General features: G+C 68.7%; 16 protein-coding genes. 9 read left to right on the plus strand and 7 right to left on the minus strand.

Annotated elements, in window-relative coordinates:
* Window positions 1–35 precede the first annotated feature (35 nt).
* The 4 genes from rplI to rpsF all read right to left on the minus strand — a co-directional run bounded on the left by rplI (window position 36) and on the right by rpsF (window position 1,775).
* On the minus strand, window positions 36–482 hold the full coding sequence (gene rplI, locus ACZ7DY_RS23170; protein WP_150185080.1) for a 50S ribosomal protein L9: 447 nt from the start codon (window positions 480–482) through the stop codon (window positions 36–38).
* A gap of 18 nt (window positions 483–500) precedes the next feature.
* Window positions 501–737, minus strand: coding sequence for a 30S ribosomal protein S18 (rpsR, locus tag ACZ7DY_RS23175; protein WP_003949403.1), 237 nt, complete (start codon window positions 735–737; stop codon window positions 501–503).
* Between the two features lie 72 nt (window positions 738–809).
* Window positions 810–1,406, minus strand: a complete 597-nt coding sequence (locus ACZ7DY_RS23180; RefSeq protein WP_471138001.1) for a single-stranded DNA-binding protein — start codon at window positions 1,404–1,406, stop codon at window positions 810–812.
* A gap of 78 nt (window positions 1,407–1,484) precedes the next feature.
* The gene (gene rpsF, locus ACZ7DY_RS23185) at window positions 1,485–1,775 is read right to left on the minus strand and encodes a 30S ribosomal protein S6 (protein ID WP_016644628.1); all 291 of its coding nucleotides are present in this window, start codon (window positions 1,773–1,775) and stop codon (window positions 1,485–1,487) included.
* A 267-nt stretch (window positions 1,776–2,042) separates the two neighbouring features.
* Here rpsF and ACZ7DY_RS23190 point away from each other — a divergent pair, with 267 nt between their 5' ends.
* From ACZ7DY_RS23190 to ACZ7DY_RS23200, 3 genes are all read left to right on the plus strand, one after another.
* Window positions 2,043–2,357 carry a hypothetical protein gene (locus tag ACZ7DY_RS23190; RefSeq protein ID WP_471138003.1) on the plus strand — a complete coding sequence of 105 codons (315 nt, stop codon included), beginning with the start codon at window positions 2,043–2,045 and terminating at the stop codon, window positions 2,355–2,357.
* Window positions 2,358–2,504: 147 nt separating this feature from the next.
* The gene (locus tag ACZ7DY_RS23195; protein WP_471138005.1) at window positions 2,505–3,626 is read left to right on the plus strand and encodes a lipid II:glycine glycyltransferase FemX; all 1,122 of its coding nucleotides are present in this window, start codon (window positions 2,505–2,507) and stop codon (window positions 3,624–3,626) included.
* A 66-nt stretch (window positions 3,627–3,692) separates the two neighbouring features.
* The gene (locus tag ACZ7DY_RS23200; protein ID WP_471138006.1) at window positions 3,693–4,724 is read left to right on the plus strand and encodes an alanine racemase; all 1,032 of its coding nucleotides are present in this window, start codon (window positions 3,693–3,695) and stop codon (window positions 4,722–4,724) included.
* 82 nt (window positions 4,725–4,806) lie between these two features.
* On the opposite strand, the gene ACZ7DY_RS23205 is transcribed toward ACZ7DY_RS23200, so the two are convergent.
* Window positions 4,807–6,372 (minus strand): glycosyltransferase family 87 protein, encoded by a 1,566-nt coding sequence (locus ACZ7DY_RS23205; RefSeq protein WP_471138008.1) that lies wholly within the window; start codon window positions 6,370–6,372, stop codon window positions 4,807–4,809.
* Window positions 6,373–6,503: 131 nt separating this feature from the next.
* On the minus strand, window positions 6,504–9,254 hold the full coding sequence (locus ACZ7DY_RS23210; RefSeq protein ID WP_471138010.1) for a transglycosylase domain-containing protein: 2,751 nt from the start codon (window positions 9,252–9,254) through the stop codon (window positions 6,504–6,506).
* Between the two features lie 373 nt (window positions 9,255–9,627).
* Between ACZ7DY_RS23210 and ACZ7DY_RS23215 the strand changes: the two genes are divergently transcribed.
* The 4 genes from ACZ7DY_RS23215 (at window position 9,628) to ACZ7DY_RS23230 (ending at window position 13,448) form a co-directional block, all read left to right on the plus strand.
* Entirely contained in the window at window positions 9,628–10,314 is a 687-nt protein-coding gene (locus ACZ7DY_RS23215) for a PadR family transcriptional regulator (RefSeq protein WP_471138012.1), read from the plus strand.
* A gap of 59 nt (window positions 10,315–10,373) precedes the next feature.
* Entirely contained in the window at window positions 10,374–11,456 is a 1,083-nt protein-coding gene (locus tag ACZ7DY_RS23220; protein WP_471138014.1) for an inositol-3-phosphate synthase, read from the plus strand.
* Window positions 11,457–11,552: 96 nt separating this feature from the next.
* The gene (locus ACZ7DY_RS23225) at window positions 11,553–12,809 is read left to right on the plus strand and encodes an MFS transporter (protein WP_471138015.1); all 1,257 of its coding nucleotides are present in this window, start codon (window positions 11,553–11,555) and stop codon (window positions 12,807–12,809) included.
* A gap of 252 nt (window positions 12,810–13,061) precedes the next feature.
* Complete coding sequence (locus ACZ7DY_RS23230; protein ID WP_471138017.1) at window positions 13,062–13,448, plus strand: LppU/SCO3897 family protein; 387 nt, start codon at window positions 13,062–13,064, stop codon at window positions 13,446–13,448.
* Between the two features lie 134 nt (window positions 13,449–13,582).
* Here ACZ7DY_RS23230 and ACZ7DY_RS23235 read toward each other — a convergent pair whose 3' ends face one another.
* Window positions 13,583–15,049: a CCA tRNA nucleotidyltransferase gene (locus tag ACZ7DY_RS23235; RefSeq protein WP_471138019.1), complete on the minus strand. Its 1,467-nt coding sequence runs from the start codon at window positions 15,047–15,049 to the stop codon at window positions 13,583–13,585.
* Between the two features lie 193 nt (window positions 15,050–15,242).
* Here ACZ7DY_RS23235 and ACZ7DY_RS23240 point away from each other — a divergent pair, with 193 nt between their 5' ends.
* Both ACZ7DY_RS23240 and murJ read left to right on the plus strand, forming a co-directional pair.
* A complete protein-coding gene (locus ACZ7DY_RS23240; protein WP_471138021.1) occupies window positions 15,243–17,624 on the plus strand; it encodes a DUF6049 family protein in 2,382 nt (793 codons plus the stop codon).
* Window positions 17,625–17,670: 46 nt separating this feature from the next.
* Entirely contained in the window at window positions 17,671–20,133 is a 2,463-nt protein-coding gene (gene murJ, locus ACZ7DY_RS23245; protein WP_471138022.1) for a murein biosynthesis integral membrane protein MurJ, read from the plus strand.
* Window positions 20,134–20,166: the final 33 nt, after the last annotated feature.

Consider the following 20,166-nt stretch of genomic DNA (forward strand, 5'->3'; position numbering starts at 1 on the left):
GCGGCCCTTTCACTCAGTCCTGCCAAGCGCAGTGCTTAGGCGGAGACGACCTCGACGTTGACCTTCGCGGCAACCTCGGGGTGCAGACGCACGGACGTCGCGTGGGCGCCCAGCGTCTTGATCGGCGCGCCAAGCTCGACGCGGCGCTTGTCGACCTTCGGGCCACCGGCAGCCTCGATCGCCGAAGCGATGTCAGCCGGGGTGACGGAGCCGAAGAGACGACCGGCGTCGCCGGAGCGGACGGCCAGACGGACCTTGACGCCCTCGAGCTGGGCCTTGATCTCGTTGGCCTGCTCGATGGTCGCGATCTCGTGGATCTTGCGAGCACGACGGATCTGCTCGACGTCCTTCTCGCCACCCTTGGTCCAGCGGATCGCGAAGTTCCGCGGGATCAGGTAGTTGCGGGCGTAGCCGTCCTTGACGTCTACGACCTCGCCGGCGGCGCCGAGGCCGGAGACCTCGTGGGTGAGGATGATCTTCATTGGTCGGTCACCCTTCCCTTATCGCGCGGTGGACGTGTAGGGCAGCAGCGCCATCTCACGGCTGTTCTTCACGGCCGTGGCGACGTCACGCTGGTGCTGCGTGCAGTTGCCGGTCACGCGGCGGGCACGGATCTTGCCGCGGTCGGAAATGAACTTCCGCAGCATGTTCGTGTCCTTGTAGTCCACGTACGTGACCTTGTCCTTGCAGAAAGCGCAGACCTTCTTCTTCGGCTTGCGCACAGGCGGCTTCGCCATGGTGTATCTCCTGTGTGATCAAGAAGTGGGTTACGGCCCACCCTCCGGCCCGAGGCCGGAAAGCCCTGAGGCTTAGAAGGGGGGCTCGTCCGAGTAGCCGCCACCGGAGCCGCCGGAGCTTCCGCCCCAGCCGCCACCGCCGCCGCCCTGCTGCTGGCCACCGCCGGCCGGCGCACCGGTCGCCCAGGGGTCGTCGGCGGGAGCACCGCCGCCACCCTGCTGCTGACCGCCACCGGGGTTGCCACCCCAGCCGCCGCCCTGCTGGCCGCCGCCACCGCCGCCGTAACCGCCCTGGCCACCGCGACCGGTGGTCTTGGTGACCTTGGCCGTGGCGTTCTTCAGGCTGGCGCCGACTTCCTCGACGTCCAGCTCGTAGACCGTGCGCTTGATGCCCTCACGGTCCTCGTAGGACCGCTGCTTCAGCCGGCCCTGCACGATGACGCGCATGCCTCGCTGGAGCGACTCCGCGACGTTCTCAGCCGCCTGACGCCAGACCGAGCAGGTCAGGAAGAGGCTTTCGCCGTCCTTCCACTCGTTCGTCTGACGGTCGAAGGTGCGGGGGGTGGACGCGACACGGAACTTCGCGACCGCCGCACCGGAGGGGGTGAAGCGCAGCTCGGGGTCGTCGACAAGATTGCCGACGACCGTGATGACGGTCTCGCCTGCCATGGGGGAACCTCTCGGCGGGTTTGCTGCTGGCTGCTTGTTGCTGCTACTCGATTCCCGGGTGCTGCTGAGCTAGAGAGCTCAGTGCATCTCGGGACGGAGGACCTTGGTCCGGAGGACCGACTCGTTCAGGTTCATCTGGCGGTCGAGCTCCTTGACGACCGCAGGCTCGGCCTGCAGGTCGATGACCGAGTAGATGCCCTCGGGCTTCTTCTTGATCTCGTACGAGAGACGACGACGGCCCCAGGTGTCGACCTTCTCGACCTTTCCGTTGCCCTCACGGACGACGGAGAGGAAGTTCTCGATCAGCGGGGAGACAGCGCGCTCCTCGAGATCGGGGTCGAGGATGACCATCACTTCGTAGTGACGCATGTGGAACCCACCTCCTTTGGACTCAGCGGCCACGGTCGTTCCGTGGCAGGAGGGTCGTGATGCGTACGCAACGGTATCGGCCGCCACTGACAATCGGCTCCCGCGAGCGGGGGGCTCATGCTGTGGACTGGGCAGACACCGGTGCAGACGGTACAGAGTACCCGCACCGAGGCTTCCGGTTGAAATCCGGCGTCGGACGGGCAGAATCTGTACACATCGGGTGTGTATGGCGCTACGATGCGCCGTCTTCCGCAGGAGGTGCCTCACATGGCACAAGCAATGCGACCGAATTCCGCCACCTCGCTCTTCGCCACGGACGGCAGGGCTCATCCACTTCAGGACGCGCTCGTCGGCGTGACCCTGGTGCTGGGGGTGATCGCCTTCGTGACGGCGATGTTCCACAACCTCCATCTGATCAGCTCGTGGGCGGGCCTCGTCGGGATCGTCACCGGCGCATACGGCCAGTTCATCTCGGTGACGACCCGCGAGCGCTTCGGCCTGATCCTGGGGCTCGGCGCCTCGGCGGTCGGCTTCTTCCTGGGCATGGCCCACGGCGGACTCTTCGGCGGAGTCGTCGGCTGACGGCCTCCTGGACCCCCGGTCGCGACGCCGGCCGGGGGCCGGAGTTCCGTACGCCCAGACGGGGCGCTCGCAGGGCGCAGTAGGCTTCGGCGCGAGAGCCGGAGCCCCTGTACCCATGGGGACACACCAGCCCGAGGAGCGCCCCGAATGAGTCTGACCCTGAGGACCATCAGTCGCGAGCAGCATCTGGCGTACATCCAGACACTGCCGTCGGCGAGTCATTGCCAGGTCCCCGCATGGGCTGACGTGAAGAGCGAATGGCGCTCGGAGAACCTGGGCTGGTTCGACGACAGGACCGGTGAGCTGGTCGGTGTCGGCCTGGTGCTCTACCGGCAGCTGCCCAAGCTGAAGCGTTACCTGGCCTACCTTCCCGAGGGTCCGGTCATCAACTGGTACGCCCCGAACCTCGACGAGTGGCTCCAGCCGATGCTGGCGCACCTGAAGCAGCAGGGCGCCTTCTCCGTGAAGATGGGCCCGCCGGTCGTGATCCGTCGCTGGGACGCTCCGGCGATCAAGGCCGGCATCCAGAACCCCGACGTGAAGCGGCTGCGGGACACCGAGGCGACCTACATCGAGCCGCGTGCCTTCGAGGTCTCCGACCGACTGCGCCGGATGGGCTGGCAGCAGGGCGAGGACGGCGGCGCCGGCTTCGGTGACGTGCAGCCCCGCTTCGTCTTCCAGGTGCCGCTGGCCAACCGCTCCCTGGACGAGGTCCAGAAGGGCTTCAACCAGCTGTGGCGGCGCAACATCAAGAAGGCCGAGAAGGCGGGCGTCGAGGTCGTCCAGGGGGGCTACCAGGACCTCCCCGAGTGGCAGCGCCTCTACGAGATCACCGCGGTGCGCGACAAGTTCCGCCCGAGGCCCCTCGCCTACTTCGAGCAGATGTGGCGGGCCCTCAACTCCGAGGACCCCAACCGCATGCGGCTCTACTTCGCGCGGCACAACGGCGTGAACCTGTCGGCTGCGACGATGCTCGTCGTCGGCGGTCACGTCTGGTACTCCTACGGAGCCTCGGACAACATCGGCCGCGAGGTCCGGCCCTCGAACGCGATGCAGTGGCGGATGCTGCGCGATGCGTACGCCATGGGGGCCACCGTCTATGACCTGCGCGGCATCTCCGACTCGCTGGACGAGACCGATCACCTCTTCGGCCTGATCCAGTTCAAGGTCGGCACCGGCGGCGAGGCCGCCGAGTACATCGGCGAGTGGGACTTCCCGCTCAACAAGCTGCTGCACAAGGCGCTCGACATCTACATGTCGCGCCGCTGATCCCGCACAATTTCCTTCCATAACTCTGATACACCGCAGACACGAGAAAGGTTCCGGGATCCAGCCATGGCGCTCACGCTCTATGTCGACACCGCGCGCTGGCGGGCACACCAGAAGCACATGCTGGAGCAGTTCCCGGGCATCGTCCCGGTCTGCAAGGGCAATGGGTACGGCTTCGGTCACGAGCGCCTCGCCGAGGAAGCCACGCGTTTCGGCTCCGACGTCCTCGCCGTGGGCACCACGTACGAAGCCGCCCGGATCAAGGACTGGTTCAGCGGCGACCTGCTGGTCCTGACCCCGTTCCGGCGGGGCGAGGAGCCGGTGCCGCTGCCCGACCGCGTCATCCGCTCCGTGTCGTCTCTGGACGGCGTGTACGGGCTCGTGGGGGCCCGTGTCGTCATCGAGGTCATGTCCTCGATGAAGCGGCACGGCATCAGCGAGCAGGAGCTCCCGCAGCTGCACGCCGCCATCGAGGATGTACGCCTCGAGGGCTTCGCCATCCACCTGCCGCTGGACCGCGCCGACGGCTCGGACGCCGTCGAGGAGGTCATCGGCTGGATGGACCGGCTGCGGGCCGCCCGCCTGCCGCTCCACACGATGTTCGTCAGCCACCTCAAGGCCAATGAACTCGCCCGGCTGCAGCAGCAGTTCCCGCAGACCCGCTTTCGCTGCCGCATCGGCACCAACCTCTGGCTGGGTGACCACGAGGCGACCGAGTACCGCGGCGCCGTCCTCGACGTGACCGCCGTGTCGAAGGGCGACCGTTTCGGCTACCGCCAGCAGAAGGCCGCCTCCGACGGCTGGCTCGTCGTGGTCGCGGGCGGCACCTCGCACGGTGTCGGCCTGGAGGCCCCGAAGGCGCTGCACGGCATGATGCCGCGCGCCAAGGGCGTGGCCCGCGCGGGTCTGGCGACCGTCAACCGGAATCTCTCGCCCTTCGTCTGGGGGGGCAAGCAGCGCTGGTTCGCCGAGCCGCCGCACATGCAGGTCTCGATCCTCTTCGTGCCGTCCGACGCGCCGGAGCCCAAGGTCGGTGAGGAACTGGTGGCCCACCTGCGGCACACCACGACGCAATTCGACCGGATCATCGACCGCTGAGCGGAGACGCTTCAGCAAAAACGCATCAGCAAGCGGAAGGGCCGGTACGACGTTTCGTCGTCGTACCGGCCCTTCCGTGTGTTCAGTGCGACAGGTCGGTGGTCGAGCCCCACTTCACGACGGGCCCCTCCCCGTGGTGCAGCGCCCTGTGGTCGTCGTACGGCGCCCGGCCGGCGTACCCGAGGACGAAGACGTCCTCGGCCCCGTCCAGGACGCCTCCAGAGGGGTCGTCGTCCCCGGACCGCCGCACCACGTCCCGCTCCGGCATCAGGATGTCGCGCACAACCACGGCGCACAGGTACAGCGTGCCCAGCAGGTGGACGCCGATGACCAGCTGGTAGCCCTCGGTGGGCAGGCCTTTGTGCGCGTCCCCGCTGGTCGTGTACGCCAGGTACATCCAGATCCCGAGGAAGTACGCGACCTCGCAGGCCTGCCAGATCAGGAAGTCGCGCCAGCGCGGCCGGGCGAGCGCGGCGAGCGGGATCAGCCACAGGACGTACTGCGGCGAGTAGACCTTGTTGGTGAGAACGAAGGCGGCGACCACCAGGAAGGCGAGCTGCGCGAAGCGGGGACGGCGGGGCGCGGTGAGTCCGAGCGCGCCGATGCCCAGACAGGCGAGGACCATCAGGGCCGTCGCCAGGGTGTTGACGGTGTCCGTGCTCAGCGGGGAGTCCATGCGCTGGGAGAGGATCAGCCAGAAGGACCCGAAGTCGACACCGCGTTCCCGGCTGAACGTGTAGAACTTCGACCAGCCCTCGCCGGCGAGCAGTATCACCGGCAGGTTGACCATCAGCCAGGTGCCGACCGTTCCGAGCAGGCCGATCCCGAACGCCCGCCACCGGCCCGCGCGCCAGCACAGGACCAGCAGGGGCCAGAGCAGCAGCACGGGGTAGAGCTTGGCGGCCGTGGCGAGCCCGAGGAGCACGCCGAAGGCGAGAGGACGCCCACGGGACCACATCAGCATCGCGGCGGCCGTGAGAGCCACCGCGAGGAGGTCCCAGTTGATGGTGGCCGTCAGCGCGAGGGCCGGCGCCAGCGCGACGAGCAGGGCGTCCCAGGGGCGACGACGGTGGGTGCGGACGACACAGATGGCCAGGACCGCGGCGCAGGCCATCAGCATCCCCGCGTTGACCATCCAGTAGATCTTCTCCTGGTGCTGGTCGGAGCCGCTGCCGGGCGTCACCCAGGAGGCCACTTCCATGAACACCCCGGTGAGGACGGGGTATTCGAGGTACTCCATGTCACCGGGGATCTTGTCGAAGTACGGCACCAGGCCGTCCGCGAACCCGCGCCCCTGGTAAAGGTGCGGGATGTCGGAGTAGCAGGCGTGGGTGTACTGCGAGCTGGCCCCGAAGAACCACGCGCCGTTGTAGCACGGCATCTTCTGGATCATCCCGAGCGCGAACATCCCGAGCGCCAGGAGTGCGATGACGCGCACCGGTGTCCACCAGGTGGCCGCGTACAGCACTCTGCGACCGACCGGGCCCCCGAGCAGCTCGCTGCCGACTCTGGCGACCTCGTCCTCCTCGGTCGGCCGTACCGGCTCCGGCTCCGGCGGGTGCGCGGGCTCGTGGGCGGTCATGCCCGCCTTGTCCGCACCGGGACCTGTGCCGCGGAGGTCTGGGCTGTGGGGGTCTGCACTGGGCATGCCCGCCATCCTGCCGTACGCGACCGGGAACGCGGAGAGGACCGCCGCACCCATCGGTGCGACGGCCCTCGTTTCACGTGAAACATCCGCGGCTCGGCCCGGCCTGTCGGACGTGGCCAGGCCTGCCGGGGCTATCCGAAGATGCCGCCCCTGTTGCCGTTGCCGTTGTTGGCTCCGCCACCGGCCGGATCCTCCGTCGCGGGTGGTGACTCGCCACCGGGACCCCCTCCGGGGCCCCCGTCGACTCCTCCGTCGATCCCGCCGTTCTCCTGACCGCCGTCGTGGTTGCAGTCCCAGTCGAGCGGGTCGCAGGTCTCCTCGGGGTCGGGCGACTTCGTCGGAGGCTTCGACGACTCGGACTTCGTGGGAGTGGGCGACGTGGTCTTCTCGGGCTCCTCGGTCTTCGTCGGGGACGGCGGCGGGGGCGGGGTCTCACCGACGACCTTGCCGATCGGCCCGGGCACCGGGAAGTTCATGACGGGCTCGCCCTTGAGCGCCTGCTCCATGTAGTCCCGCCAGATCTGCGCGGGGAACGAGGCACCGTGGATCTTCTCCTCGCCACCCGTGCCGAACATCTCCAGGAACTTGCGCTTCTTGTTGGTCTCGTCGTCGTCGAGGCGGTACATGCTGACCGCGGTAGAGAGCTGCGGGGTGTAGCCGACGAACCAGGCGGACTTGTTGCCGTCGGTCGTACCGGTCTTGCCGGCCACCTGGCGGCCGGGCAGCTTGGCCGAGGTGCCCGTGCCCTTCTCCACGACGGTCCGCAGCACGTCGGTGACGTTGTCGGCGACTTCCTTGTCGAAGGCGAGCTTGGTCTCCTTCTTGTGCTGGTAGACCGTGTCGCCCTCGTGCTGGACCTCGGTGACGGAGTACGGCTCGTTCTGCTTGCCGCTCGCCGCGAAGGTGGAGTACGCGCCGGCCATCCGGATCGCGCTCGGTGACGAGGTGCCGAGGGAGAAGGAGGGGTAGTTGGCGCTCGCCATGGAGCGGTCGTCCTTGAGGCCGGCGTCCATGGCCGCCTCCTTCACCTTGTCCAGGCCGACATCCATGCCGAGCTGCACATAGGCGGAGTTGACCGACTCCCTCATCGCCTCGCGGAGGTCGATCTGGTAGGTGGGCGGGTTGTACGACTGGTTACCGTCGTTCTTCTGGTTCCACTGCTTGCCCTCGCGGTCCGTCCAGACCTCGCCGTTGTACTTCTGGATCTTGAGTTCGTTCTTGCCGCTGTAGAGGCTCTTCGGGTTGACGATGGTGCGCTCGCTGTCCGCCTGGACCTCACCGAGATCCGGGTTGCGCACACCGTTCTTGAAGGCCGCGGCCAGGACGAACGGCTTGTACGTCGAGCCGACCTGGGCGCCCGTCTGGTCGGCGTTGTTGGTGAAGTGCTTCGTCGCGTCCTCACCGCCGTAGATGGCCCGGATCGCGCCGTCCTTCGGACTCACCGAGGCACCGCCGAACTGGACGTGGGTGTCCTTCTCCGGCCGCAGCTTCGGCTTGATCTTCTCCTTGCGGACCTTGTTCACCGACTTCTCGAGCTCCTTGACCTTCTCCCTGTCGAAGGTCGTATGGATCTCGTAGCCACCCTGCTGGAGCTGCTCGGCGGAGATGTTGGTGTTCCTGATGACATAGGCCTTGGCCAGGTCCACCAGGTAACCGGTCTGGCCGGCCAGGTCGACGTTGGACCGCGGGTTCTGCAGCTTGGGGAAGTGCGTGTACTTGGCCCGCTCCTCGGCCGTCAGGCGGCCGTCCTTGACCTCCTCGTCGAGGATCCACGACCACCGCTTCTTGGCGCGGATCGTGTTGTCCTGCTCGTTGGCCGCGGGGTCGATCTCGGGGTAGCCGGCGGGGTCGTAGTACGTGGCGCCCTTCAGGACGGTCGCGAGGAGAGCGCACTGGCTCGGGTCGAGGTCCTTGGCCTCCTCGTTGAAGTACGCCCGGGCGGCCGCCTGGATGCCATACGCCCCGCGCCCGTAATAGGCGGTATTGAGGTACCCGGCCATGATGTCTTCCTTGGAGACCGTCCGGCCGACCTTTATGGAGATGAAGAGCTCTTTGAACTTACGGGTGAACGTCTGCGACTGGTCGCCCAGGCGCGCGTTCTTCACGTACTGCTGGGTGATCGTGGAGCCACCCTGGGTCTGCCCGCCCTTGGCCATGTTGACCAGGGCACGGGTGATGCCCATCGGGTCGACGCCCTTGTCCTTCTCGAAGGTCTTGTTCTCCGCCGACATGACGGCGAAGCGCATCTCCTTCGGGATGTCGTCGTAGTCGATGATCTGACGGTTGCGCTCGCCACCGGTCGCGACCATCTGCTTGCCGTCGGCCCAGTAGTAGACGTTGTTCTGCGCCTTGGCCGCCTTGTCGACCTCCGGCACCTCCACCAGGGCGTACGAGATGCCGGCGACCGCCATCAAGCTGCCGAGGAAGGCCAGGAACAGGCCGGAGACCAGGCGCCACGAGGGGACCCAGCGCCGCACGCCGTACTTGCCCGCGCGCGGGTAGTCGATGAACCGCTTCTTGCGGGGCGGCTCGGCACCTCCACGGCCTCTGCCGCGCCCCGCGCCGCCGCCCGGCCCGCCACCGCCGCGGCGGCCGCCACCGCCACCCGCGCGTCCACCGCCGTCGGGCGCCCTGCGGCGGCCGCCACTGGCGCCGACGGAACCGCTGCGCTGGGCGGCGCGCCGGGCCTCGGCCCGGCCGCCATAGGGACGGTCCCCGCCGTCCGGGGCCCCTGCACCGGGTGCCCCATAAGAGGAAGAGGGCGATCCGGTGTCACCGCGTGGTGCCGCGCGGCGTCCTGACGGCGCTGCTGGGGCGCCGCGCCTGGCCGCGGCGCGTCCGCCGCCCTGCGGCTGCGGCGGTTTGCGACGGTGCTCGCTCATCGAACGATTACTCCTCGGGCAGGCGCAGCTGTCCACGCCTGGAAACGGCGGCTGGTTTCCGGTCCCCCCGAAGTGCGGATTCGCCCATTCCGGAACTGACCCGCACTGCACCGGGGACGACGACGCTCCCCGGCGTCACTTGGTTCCCGGTGGCATGCATGGCGCACAGACTACGCACCGTCAAAACCCTCTTAGAGCCGAAGTTCACCCCAAATCAGGCAAGTTACTTCCTACGAATCGGTGATGTGACGCCGTTCACCGTGCCCCCTCTTGTCTCATCCGGATCGCCGTTCTATCGTCTCGATGTATCGAGTCGATACATCAGCTCGGCATAAAGGCCGTACTGAGGGACCGTGGCCGACGGGAGGCGAAGATGAGCAGGCGCTCCGGCATCCTGGAATTCGCCGTGCTCGGTCTGCTCAGAGAGTCCCCGATGCACGGCTATGAGCTGCGTAAACGCCTCAATACGTCACTGGGAGTGTTCCGCGCCTTCAGCTACGGGACGCTCTACCCGTGCCTCAAGACGCTGGTCGCCAACGGCTGGTTGATCGAGGAGTCGGGCAGTACCCCCGAAGACGCCCTCGCGGCTCCGCTCGCGGGGCGTCGCGCCAAGATCGTCTACCGGTTGACGGCGGAAGGTAAGGAACACTTCGAGGATCTGCTGTCGCAGACCGGCCCCGACGCGTACGAGGACGAGCACTTCGCCGCCCGCTTCGCCTTCTTCGGGCAGACCTCGCGGGACGTACGGATGCGGGTGCTCGAGGGCCGCCGCAGCCGCCTCGAAGAGCGCCTGGAGAAGATGCGCGCCTCCCTGGCCCGTACCCGGGAGCGCCTTGACGACTACACGCTTGAGCTGCAGCGGCACGGCATGGAGTCCGTGGAGCGCGAAGTGCGCTGGCTGAACGAGCTCATCGAGAGCGAGCGGGCGGGACGGGACCAACAGCGTCCCGCCACCGGCGGCTCGGCTCAGCAGAACAGCACATCCGGGGAGTCGGCGGGCCTGCCCCGGCGGCGGGAGAACGACCCGCCGCCGGATCCGTCCGATGACCCCACCAAGTGAGACCCAGCGTTCCGCGGGGTTTCAACCCGAATACCGAGATCACACAGGGAGCAACCGGAATGGGTTCGGTTCGCGTAGCCATCGTCGGCGTGGGCAACTGCGCCGCCTCGCTGGTCCAGGGCGTCGAGTTCTACAGGGACGCCGACCCGGACGCCAAGGTCCCGGGCCTGATGCACGTCCAGTTCGGCGACTACCACGTCGGTGACGTCGAGTTCGTCGCCGCGTTCGACGTCGACGCGAAGAAGGTCGGCCTCGACCTCGCGGACGCCATCGGTGCCAGCGAGAACAACACCATCAAGATCTGCGACGTGCCGAACAAGGGCGTCACCGTCCAGCGTGGTCACACGTACGACGGTCTGGGCAAGTACTACCGCGAGACCATCGAGGAGTCCTCCGAGGCCCCGGTCGACGTCGTCCAGATCCTCAAGGACAGGGAGGTGGACGTCCTCGTCTGCTACCTGCCCGTCGGTTCCGAGGACGCCGCGAAGTTCTACGCGCAGTGCGCCATCGACGCCAAGGTCGCCTTCGTCAACGCCCTTCCGGTCTTCATCGCCGGCACCAAGGAGTGGGCCGACAAGTTCACCGAGGCGGGCGTCCCGATCGTCGGCGACGACATCAAGTCGCAGGTCGGCGCCACCATCACGCACCGTGTGATGGCGAAGCTGTTCGAGGACCGCGGTGTCCGTCTCGAGCGCACCATGCAGCTCAACGTCGGCGGCAACATGGACTTCAAGAACATGTTGGAGCGCGACCGCCTCGAGTCGAAGAAGATCTCGAAGACGCAGGCCGTCACCTCGCAGATCCGCGACCGCGAGCTGGGCGAGAACAACGTCCACATCGGCCCGTCGGACTACGTGGCGTGGCTCGACGACCGCAAGTGGGCGTACGTCCGCCTCGAGGGCCGCGCCTTCGGTGAGGTCCCGCTGAACCTGGAGTACAAGCTCGAGGTCTGGGACTCCCCGAACTCGGCCGGTGTCATCATCGACGCCCTGCGCGCCGCGAAGATCGCCAAGGACCGCGGCATCGGCGGCCCGATCCTCTCCGCGTCGAGCTACTTCATGAAGTCCCCGCCGGTCCAGTACTTCGACGACGAGGCCTACGCGAACGTCGAGAAGTTCATCAAGGGCGAGGTCGAGCGCTGATCAAGGCCGAGCGCTGACGAGCACTCTCCTTGCCGCTTGCGGAGGGCCCCCGGGCATTGCGCCCGGGGGCCCTCCGCGTATGTGAGGCTGTGCCCCATGGCTGTCGTCGGTGACCTGCGGATACTGCTGCGACTGCGGGACTTCCGCCGACTGCTCGTCGTGCGCCTGTTCTCACAGGGTGCGGACGGCGTCTACCAGGTCGCCCTCGCCACCTACGTCGTCTTCTCCCCGGAGAAGCAGACCTCGCCCGGAGCGATCGCCTCCGCCATGGCGGTCCTGCTGCTCCCGTACTCCCTGATCGGCCCCTTCGCGGGCGTTCTCCTCGACCGCTGGCAGCGCCGCCAGGTCTTCCTGTACGGCAACCTCCTGCGGGCCGCCCTGGCCTGTCTGACCGCCGTGCTGATGCTGAGCGACGTCCCCGACTGGCTCTTCTACGTCTCCGCCCTCTGCGTCACGGCCGTCAACCGGTTCGTCCTGGCCGGGCTCTCCGCCGCGCTGCCCCGTGTCGTCGACGCGGACCGGCTGGTCATCGCCAACTCCCTCTCGCCGACCGCGGGCACGCTGGCCGCGACCGCGGGTGGCGGGCTCGCCTTCGGCGTCCGGCTCGTGGTCTCGGACTCGGACGCGGCGGTGGTCCTCCTCGGCGCCGTCCTCTACCTCTGCGCGGCCCTCGCCTCGCTCCGCATCGCCCGTGAACTGCTCGGCCCCGACCTCGACCTGGTGAAGCCCCGGCTCGCGGACGCGGTGGCCGGAACCGCGCGGGGCCTGCGGGCGGGCGCGCGGCACCTGACGCAGCGACCCGCCGCGGCCCGCGCGCTGGCCGCGATGACGATGATGCGGTTCTGCTACGGCGCGCTGACGGTCATGGTCCTGATGCTGTGCCGGTACGCCTGGTCGTCGACGGAGCCCGACGGGCTCGCGCTGCTCGGGCTGGCGCTGGGGATCTCCGGTGCGGGGTTCTTCGTGGCGGCCCTGGTGACGCCGGCCGCGGTGGGCCGCTTGGGCGCGGGCGGCTGGATCATCGCCTGTGCGGGTACGGCGGCGCTCCTCGAACCGGCACTCGGCCTGCCCTTCGAGCCCGTCCCTCTGCTCGTCGCCGCCTTCGTCCTCGGCCTGACGACGCAGGGCGCGAAGATCGCTACGGACACGGTGGTGCAGTCCTCGGTCGACGACGGCTTCCGCGGCCGGATCTTCTCCCTCTACGACGTGCTCTTCAACGTGGCCTTCGTGGCCGCGGCGGGGGTGGCCGCATTGATGCTCCCCCCGGACGGCCGCTCGGTCCCGCTGGTGATCACGGTGGCACTGGTCTATGCGGCAATTGCTGGCGCCATGCCCCGGTTTGTGACGCAGTAAGTGTCACATCAATGACACAGAGCCTCTCTGGGCTTCAGAGTTGCCGCCACCCCCGGATAACTTACGGGCGTCGTATTCGCGCCATCGCGCTCTCGTTCTAGGGGGACCCCCAAAGTGACCACTCCGCCGCCCCAGGGCCAGACTCCGTACCCGCCCCAGGGCCAGAACCCCTATGGCCAGCCCCAGGGCGGCGCTCCGTACGGTCAGCAGGCCTCGACGGCCCCGTACCCGGCGCACCAGGGTCAGCCGGGTATGCCGCAGCAGCCGTACCCGCCGTACAACCAGGGTGGTCCCGTGCCCCCGCCGGCCGCTCCGCGGGGGCGCGGCAAGAAGCTGCTCCTCAAGATCGGCGGCTTCCTGCTGGTCGCGATCCTCATAGCCGTCGGCAAGTGGCAGCTCGGCAAGAGTGACGCCGAGTCCACCTCGGTCGGCAGCTGCATGCACAACGAGGGCACGCAGTTCTCGCCGGACCTCAAGGAAGTCGACTGCTCCTCGAGCGAGTCCGAATTCAAGGTCGTCGAGAAGTTCGACGACACCAGCGACAGCAACAAGTGCAAGACCGTGAAGACTTCTGAGGTCGCCTACTACCAGACCGGCAAGGGCCACGACGTGGTGCTCTGCCTGAAGAAGACCAAGTAAGAGGCCGGCAGAAGGCCAAGCGGAAGACCGCCGAGGGGCGCTGTTCACGGTTTCACGTGAAACAGCGCCCCTCGGCGTATCCGGGATGCGCATGTTTCACGTGAAACATCCGCCACCTCGTCCCGGTCCGAGGCTCAGCTCTGGGTGGTCCACCACTCCTTGAGCGCTGCCTCCGCCGCGTCCCGCTCCATCGGGCCGTTCTCCAGGCGCAGCTCCAGGAGGAACTTGTAGGCCTTGCCGATGACCGGGCCCGGGCCCACGTTCAGGATCTCCATGATGTCGTTGCCGTCGAGATCGGGGCGGATCGAGTCCAGCTCCTCCTGCTCCTGGAGGCGGGCGATGCGCTCCTCCAGGCCGTCGTACGCGCGCGAAAGGGCGTTCGCCTTGCGCTTGTTGCGCGTCGTACAGTCGGAGCGGGTGAGCTTGTGCAGCCGCTCCAGGAGCGGGCCCGCGTCGCGTACGTACCGACGTACGGCGGAGTCCGTCCACTCGCCCGTGCCGTAGCCGTGGAAGCGCAGGTGGAGTTCGACCAGGCGCGAGACGTCCTTCACCAGCTCATTGGAGTACTTGAGCGCGGTCATTCGCTTCTTGACCATCTTGGCGCCCACCACCTCGTGGTGGTGGAAGGAGACGCGGCCGTCGCTCTCGAAGCGCCGCGTCCTCGGCTTGCCGATGTCGTGGAGCAGCGCGGCGAGCCGCAGCGTCAGGTCGGGGCCGTCCGTCTCCAGCGCCATCGCCTGCTCCAGGACGATCAGGGAGTGGTCGTAGACGTCCTTGTGGCGGTGGTGCTCGTCCCGCTCCAGGCGCAGCGCCGGCAGCTCGGGCAGGACCCGCTCGGCGAGCCCCGTGTCGACGAGGAGGGCGAGGCCCTTGCGCGGGTGTGCGGAGAGCAGCAGCTTGTTCAATTCGTCCCGCACGCGCTCCGCGGAGACGATGTCGATGCGCTCGGCCATCTCCGTCATCGCGGCGACCACCTCGGGCGCCACCTCGAAGTCCAGCTGCGCGGCGAAACGGGCGGCCCGCATCATGCGCAGCGGGTCGTCCGAGAAGGACTCCTCGGGGGTGCCGGGGGTCCGCAGGACACGCTGCGCGAGGTCGTCGAGCCCGCCGTGCGGATCAACGAACTCCTTCTCGGGGAGGGCCACGGCCATCGCGTTCACGGTGAAGTCACGGCGCACGAGGTCCTGCTCGATCGAGTCCCCGTAGGACACCTCGGGCTTGCGCGAGGTCCTGCCGTAAGCCTCCGAGCGGTACGTCGTGACCTCGACCTGGAAGCTCTGCTCCACGTCTCCGACGCGCGCGTCCTTCTGGCAGCCGACCGTGCCGAAGGCGATCCCGACCTCCCAGACGGCGTCGGCCCACGGCCGGACGATCTTCAGTACGTCCTCGGGGCGGGCGTCGGTCGTGAAGTCCAGGTCATTGCCGAGCCGGCCCAGCAGGGCATCCCTGACCGAGCCGCCGACCAGGGCGAGGGAGAACCCGGCCTCCTGGAAGCGGCGGGCGAGGTCGTCCGCGACAGGGGACACGCGCAGCAGTTCGCTGACCGCGCGGCGCTGCACCTGGCTCAGTGCGCTGGGATTGTCTTCGTTGGCGTTCGGCACAACAGAAAAGGGTACGTGCCCCGGACGCCCGCGGCCGACCCGATTCCCGCCCGGCCGCACCGGGCCCCCGACGCCGCTCCGGCCCGGCCTGACGATCACGTGGAGCAGTCCGCGGCACTTCGCCACAGCGGGCATCGTTACCATGCGTGGACGCACAACCGACGACCACTGACGACGAGGGACGGGCGAACGCGTGGCCGAGGCGGCAGACTTCCCGGGGACGAGCCCCTCACCTGCCCGCCGGTGGCTGCGGCGCACCGCAGCACTGCTGGTGGGTACCCCTTTGCTGGCCGGGCTGCTGCAGGCCCCGACAGGGCCCGTGGCGCAGGCATCCGTGGCGAGCACGAAGGCTGAGGCGGCCGTTTCGCGCGCGAAGGCCGACGCCACCGGCTCCCGCACCGTCGACGTGTCCCTGGACTCGCTCACTCCCACCGCTCCCGGTGAGGGCGACACCCTCACCGTTTCGGGCACCCTCACCAACAACGGCAAGGAGACGGTGACCGCGGCGCAGGTCGGCTTGCGTGTCACTCAGCTCGGCTCCCGGAGCGCGATCGACTCCGCCGCGAAGCGCACGGGCTTCCAGCCCGGGTCCGAGGGGACGGAGGTCGACTCGAAGTACGGCGACGAGTTCAAGAGGCTCGCCCCGGGTGTGCGGCAGGACTTCAGCATCTCCGTACCGGTCAAGGCGCTGCCCCTGGGCGACAACGGCGTCTATCAGCTGGGCGTCGCCCTCACCGGCCAGACCGCTTCGCAGGCCTACCCGCAGGTTCTCGGCATCGAACGGACCTTCCTGCCGTGGCAGCCGGACGCCGCCGCCACGAAGACGAAGACCACGTACCTCTGGCCGCTCATCTCGTCCAACCACCTCACGGCCAAGACCGGCTCCGACGAGCAGCAGACGCCCGTCTTCAAGAACGACGACCTGGCCGACGAGCTGGCCACGGGTGGACGCCTGCAGCAGCTCCTGTCCCTCGGCAGCGGCCTGGACGTCACCTGGGTCATCGATCCGGACCTGCTCACCTCCGTGGAGGCGATGACGAAGAGCTACCGGATCGAGAACGCCGACGGGAAGTCCACCAGGGCGGGCAAGCACCAGGCGCTCGCCAACCAGTGGCTCAACGATCTGCAGAGCGCCGTCAAGGGCAAGAAGATCGTGGCGCTGCCCTTCGCCGACCCCGATCTCGCCTCCCTCGCGCACACCGGCAAGACGGTGACCGGCTCCCTGGGGCATCTGAAGGAGGCCACCGATGTCGGGGCCGACGCGGTGAGGACGATCCTCCATGTGAAGCCGAGCACGGACTTCGCGTGGCCCGCCGAGGGGGCGATCGACCCGTCCGTCGTCGACGTCGCCACCTCCGCCGGCGCCCACACCGTGATCACACGCAGCGACAGCCTGCGCGAGACCGGCGGCCTGACGTACTCCCCGACCGCGGCCCGGCCCATCGGCGGCGGCACGACCGCCGTGGTGGCCGACGCGCGGCTCTCGACGGCGTTCCAGGGCGACATGACGGAGGCCGAGAACTCCACGCTCGCCGTCCAGGAGTTCCTCGCCCAGAGCCTGATGATCAATCTTCAGGACCCGGACAATCAGCGGAGCATCGTCGTCGCCCCGCAGCGCATGCCCTCGGCGAGCCAGGCGCAGACCATGCAGAAGGCGCTGTCCGCGCTGGCGGGCGGGAAGTGGTCGCAGCCCCAGGACCTGACCGCAGCGGCGAAGGCCAAGCCGGACCCGGAGGCCACCACCCAGGTCCCGTCGGCCGGTGCGTATCCCGCGTCGCTGCGCAGGCAGGAGCTGCCGCAGGCGTCGTTCAAGAGCATCCAGGAGACCCAGGACCGCCTCCAGCGCTTCCAGGTGATCCTCACCGAGAAGGACCGCGTGGTCACCCCCTTCGGGCGGGCCATAGACCGTGAGATGTCCACCTCCTGGCGGGGCCGCCCGGCGGAGGCGAAGGCCTACCAGGACAGTGTCCAGGCGTACCTGAAGGAACTCACCAAGCAGGTCTCCCTGATCAAGAGGTCCGACGCGAAGCTCTCGGGCCGCAGCGCGACCATCCCGGTCTCGGTGCAGAACAACCTGGTCCAGGGCGTCGAACACCTGGAACTGCGGCTTTCCTCCAGGAACCCCACGCGTCTGAAGATCGGCGACGGGCGGTTCGAGGAGAAGCCGATCAAGATCGCGGGCGGCCACTCGCAGTCCGTGAAGTTCACGACCACGGCCAACGCCAACGGTCCGGTGCCGGTCTACGCCCAGCTGTACACGGAGGACGGCGAGCCCTACGGCGAGCCCGTACGCTTCGACGTCAACGTCACCGAGTTCACCCTGACCGTGATGCTCGTCATCGCCGGCGGACTCCTGCTGCTCGTACTGGCCGGGTTCCGGATGTACACGCAGCGCAAGCGCGCGGCCCGGAAGCGGGCCGAGGAGGGCCCGGAGCAGGGCCCGAACGAGGGGCCGGAGGGCGAATCCGGCACCGAACCCGGGAAGGACGACCCCGAGCAGCCGAGTGACCCGACACCGGACACCGCCCCGGAAAGCACCGACCCGTCGGACACGGGTGAGAGAGTGGACCGTTGAGCGATGTCGTGGCCGGTGGGCCCGGGGACGATGAGGTGGGGTAACCATGAACGCGCCGTACGACGGTGACCGTGGCCAGGGCACGGGCGGCTCCGCCTCGCCCGATGGCCCGCCGCCCGGCTCCCCCGAGCACGGGCAGGTGCCACCGCAGCCCGCGCCGGACATGTATCTCCAGGACGCCTACGACCAGGACCCCTACCGGGCGCAGGACCTCTCCGCCCAGGACCCGGTGACCGAGGCGCTCTACGACCGTGCGGCGCACCCCCCGCCGCCCCCGGGCACCTACCCCCAGCAGCCGCTCTACGCCCAGCCCCCCTCCCCGCAGCACGCCCCCGACCCGCGCGTGTGGGCGCAGACCCCGCCCCCGGAGCCGGAGGGGCCCACCCGCCACCTCCCGTACGGTGACGACGCCCGTACGACGCAGTTCGTGGGCGTCGACGACCTGGTCACCCAGGCCGGCGAGGAGCGCCACGAGCCGGACGCCTTCGCTCACCTCTTCCGCGACCAGCAGCCCGGCGGCTACCGGGACCGGCAGGCCGACCACCGGCAGGAGAGCTACCAGCAGGAGGGCTACCACCAGGGCGGCCACCAGCAGGGCGGCCACCCGCAAGGTGGGTACCAGCAGGGCGGGTACCAGCAAGCCGGATACCAGCAGAGCGCCTATCAGCAGGACGGTCGGCCCCAGGACAACGGCTACCCCGAGGGCGGCGGTTATCCGCAGGGCGACGGCTACCAGCAGGGCCACGGCTACCAGCAGCCCGTCAACGGCGGCTACCCGTCCGCCGCCGATCAGCCGGTCGTGCCGGCCCCGGCGGCCGCCCCGGGCCCCGAACCGGACCCCGTCCCCGCCCCCGCGCCCGCCGCCAAGTCCGGCGGCCGCGCGTCGAGCCTGTTGAAGTCGAGCGCGCTCATGGCGGCGGGCACGATCGTCTCCCGTCTCACCGGCTTCCTGCGCACCCTGGTCATGGCCGCCGCGATCGGCGTCGGCACCCTGAACGACTCGTATCAGGTCGCCAACGTCCTGCCGACGATGATCTACGTCCTCGTCGGCGGCGGCGCGCTGAACGCGGTCTTCATCCCGCAGCTCGTACGGGCCATGAAGAACGACGAGGACGAGGGCGAGGGGTATGCCAACCGGCTCCTCACCCTCGTGATGGTCCTGCTCGCGGGCGTCACCGTCATCTGCGTGGTGGCGGCTCCGCTGCTCATCCGCATGATGTCGCCGACGATCGCCGCGGACCCCGCCAAGATGGACGTCGCGGTCACCTTCGCCCGGTACTGCATCCCGACGATGTTCTTCATGGGTCTGCATGTCGTGCTCGGCCAGATCCTCAACGCCCGCGGCCGCTTCGGCGCGATGATGTGGACCCCGGTCCTCAACAACATCGTGATCATCGCGACGTTCGGCGCCTTCATCTGGGCCTTCGGCAGCTTCACCGAGTCCGACGTCGACGCCGGCACCATCACGCCCGAGGGCGTCCAGCTGCTCGGGCTCGGCACGCTCCTCGGCCTGACCGTGCAGGCGCTCTCGATGCTGCCGTACCTGCGCGAGGCGGGCTTCAGGCTGCGGCTCAGGTTCGACTGGCGCGGGCAGGGGCTCGGCAAGGCCGCCCGCCTCGCCAAGTGGACGTTCTTCTTCGTCCTCGCCAATCAGCTCGGCATGGTCGTCGTGACCCAGCTGGCCACCAACGCGGGCGCGACGGCCGAACAGCACGGCTTCTCCGGCACCGGCATCACCGCGTACAACTACGCGCTGCTCCTGTGGCAGATGCCGCAGGCCATCATCACGGTCTCCGTGATGACCGCGGTCCTGCCCCGCATCTCCCGCTCCGCGAACGACGGCGACCCCGCCGCCGTCCGCGACGACATCTCCTACGGGCTGCGCACCTCGGCCGTGGCGATCGTGCCGTGCGCCTTCGCCTTCCTCGCGCTGGGCGTGCCGATGGCCACGCTGCTGTACGCGGGTTCCGGCGCCGGCGCGCAGAACATCGGCTACACGTTGATGGCGTTCGGGCTCGGCCTGATTCCGTACTCGGTCCAGTACGTCGTCCTGCGCGGCTTCTACGCCTACGAGGACACCCGGACGCCCTTCTACAACACCGTGATCGTCGCGGCCGTCAACGCGGCGGCCTCCGCCCTCTGCTTCTTCGTCCTGCCCGCCCGGTGGGCCGTCGTCGGCATGGCGGCCTCCTACGGGCTCGCCTACACGGTCGGCGTGGGCGTCGCCTGGCGCCGGCTGCGGGCACGGCTGGGCGGCGATCTGGACGGCGCACAGGTGGCCCGCACGTACACCCGGCTCTTCGGCGCCTCCATCCCGGCGGCACTCGTCGGTGGTGCCGTCGGCTTCGCCATCCTCAAGGCCATGGGCACCGGAGCACTCAGCTCACTGGTGGCCCTGGTCGCCGGTGGCATCGCACTTCTCGGCGTCTTTTTCGTGGCCGCCCGAAAGATGCGGATTGCGGAGCTCAATTCGATGGTCGGCATGGTCCGTGGGCGTCTCGGTCGCTGAGATAGGTGGACCCGCACAACCATCGTCGGCCAC

It is taken from the genome of Streptomyces sp. NPDC037013 (assembly GCF_055607265.1).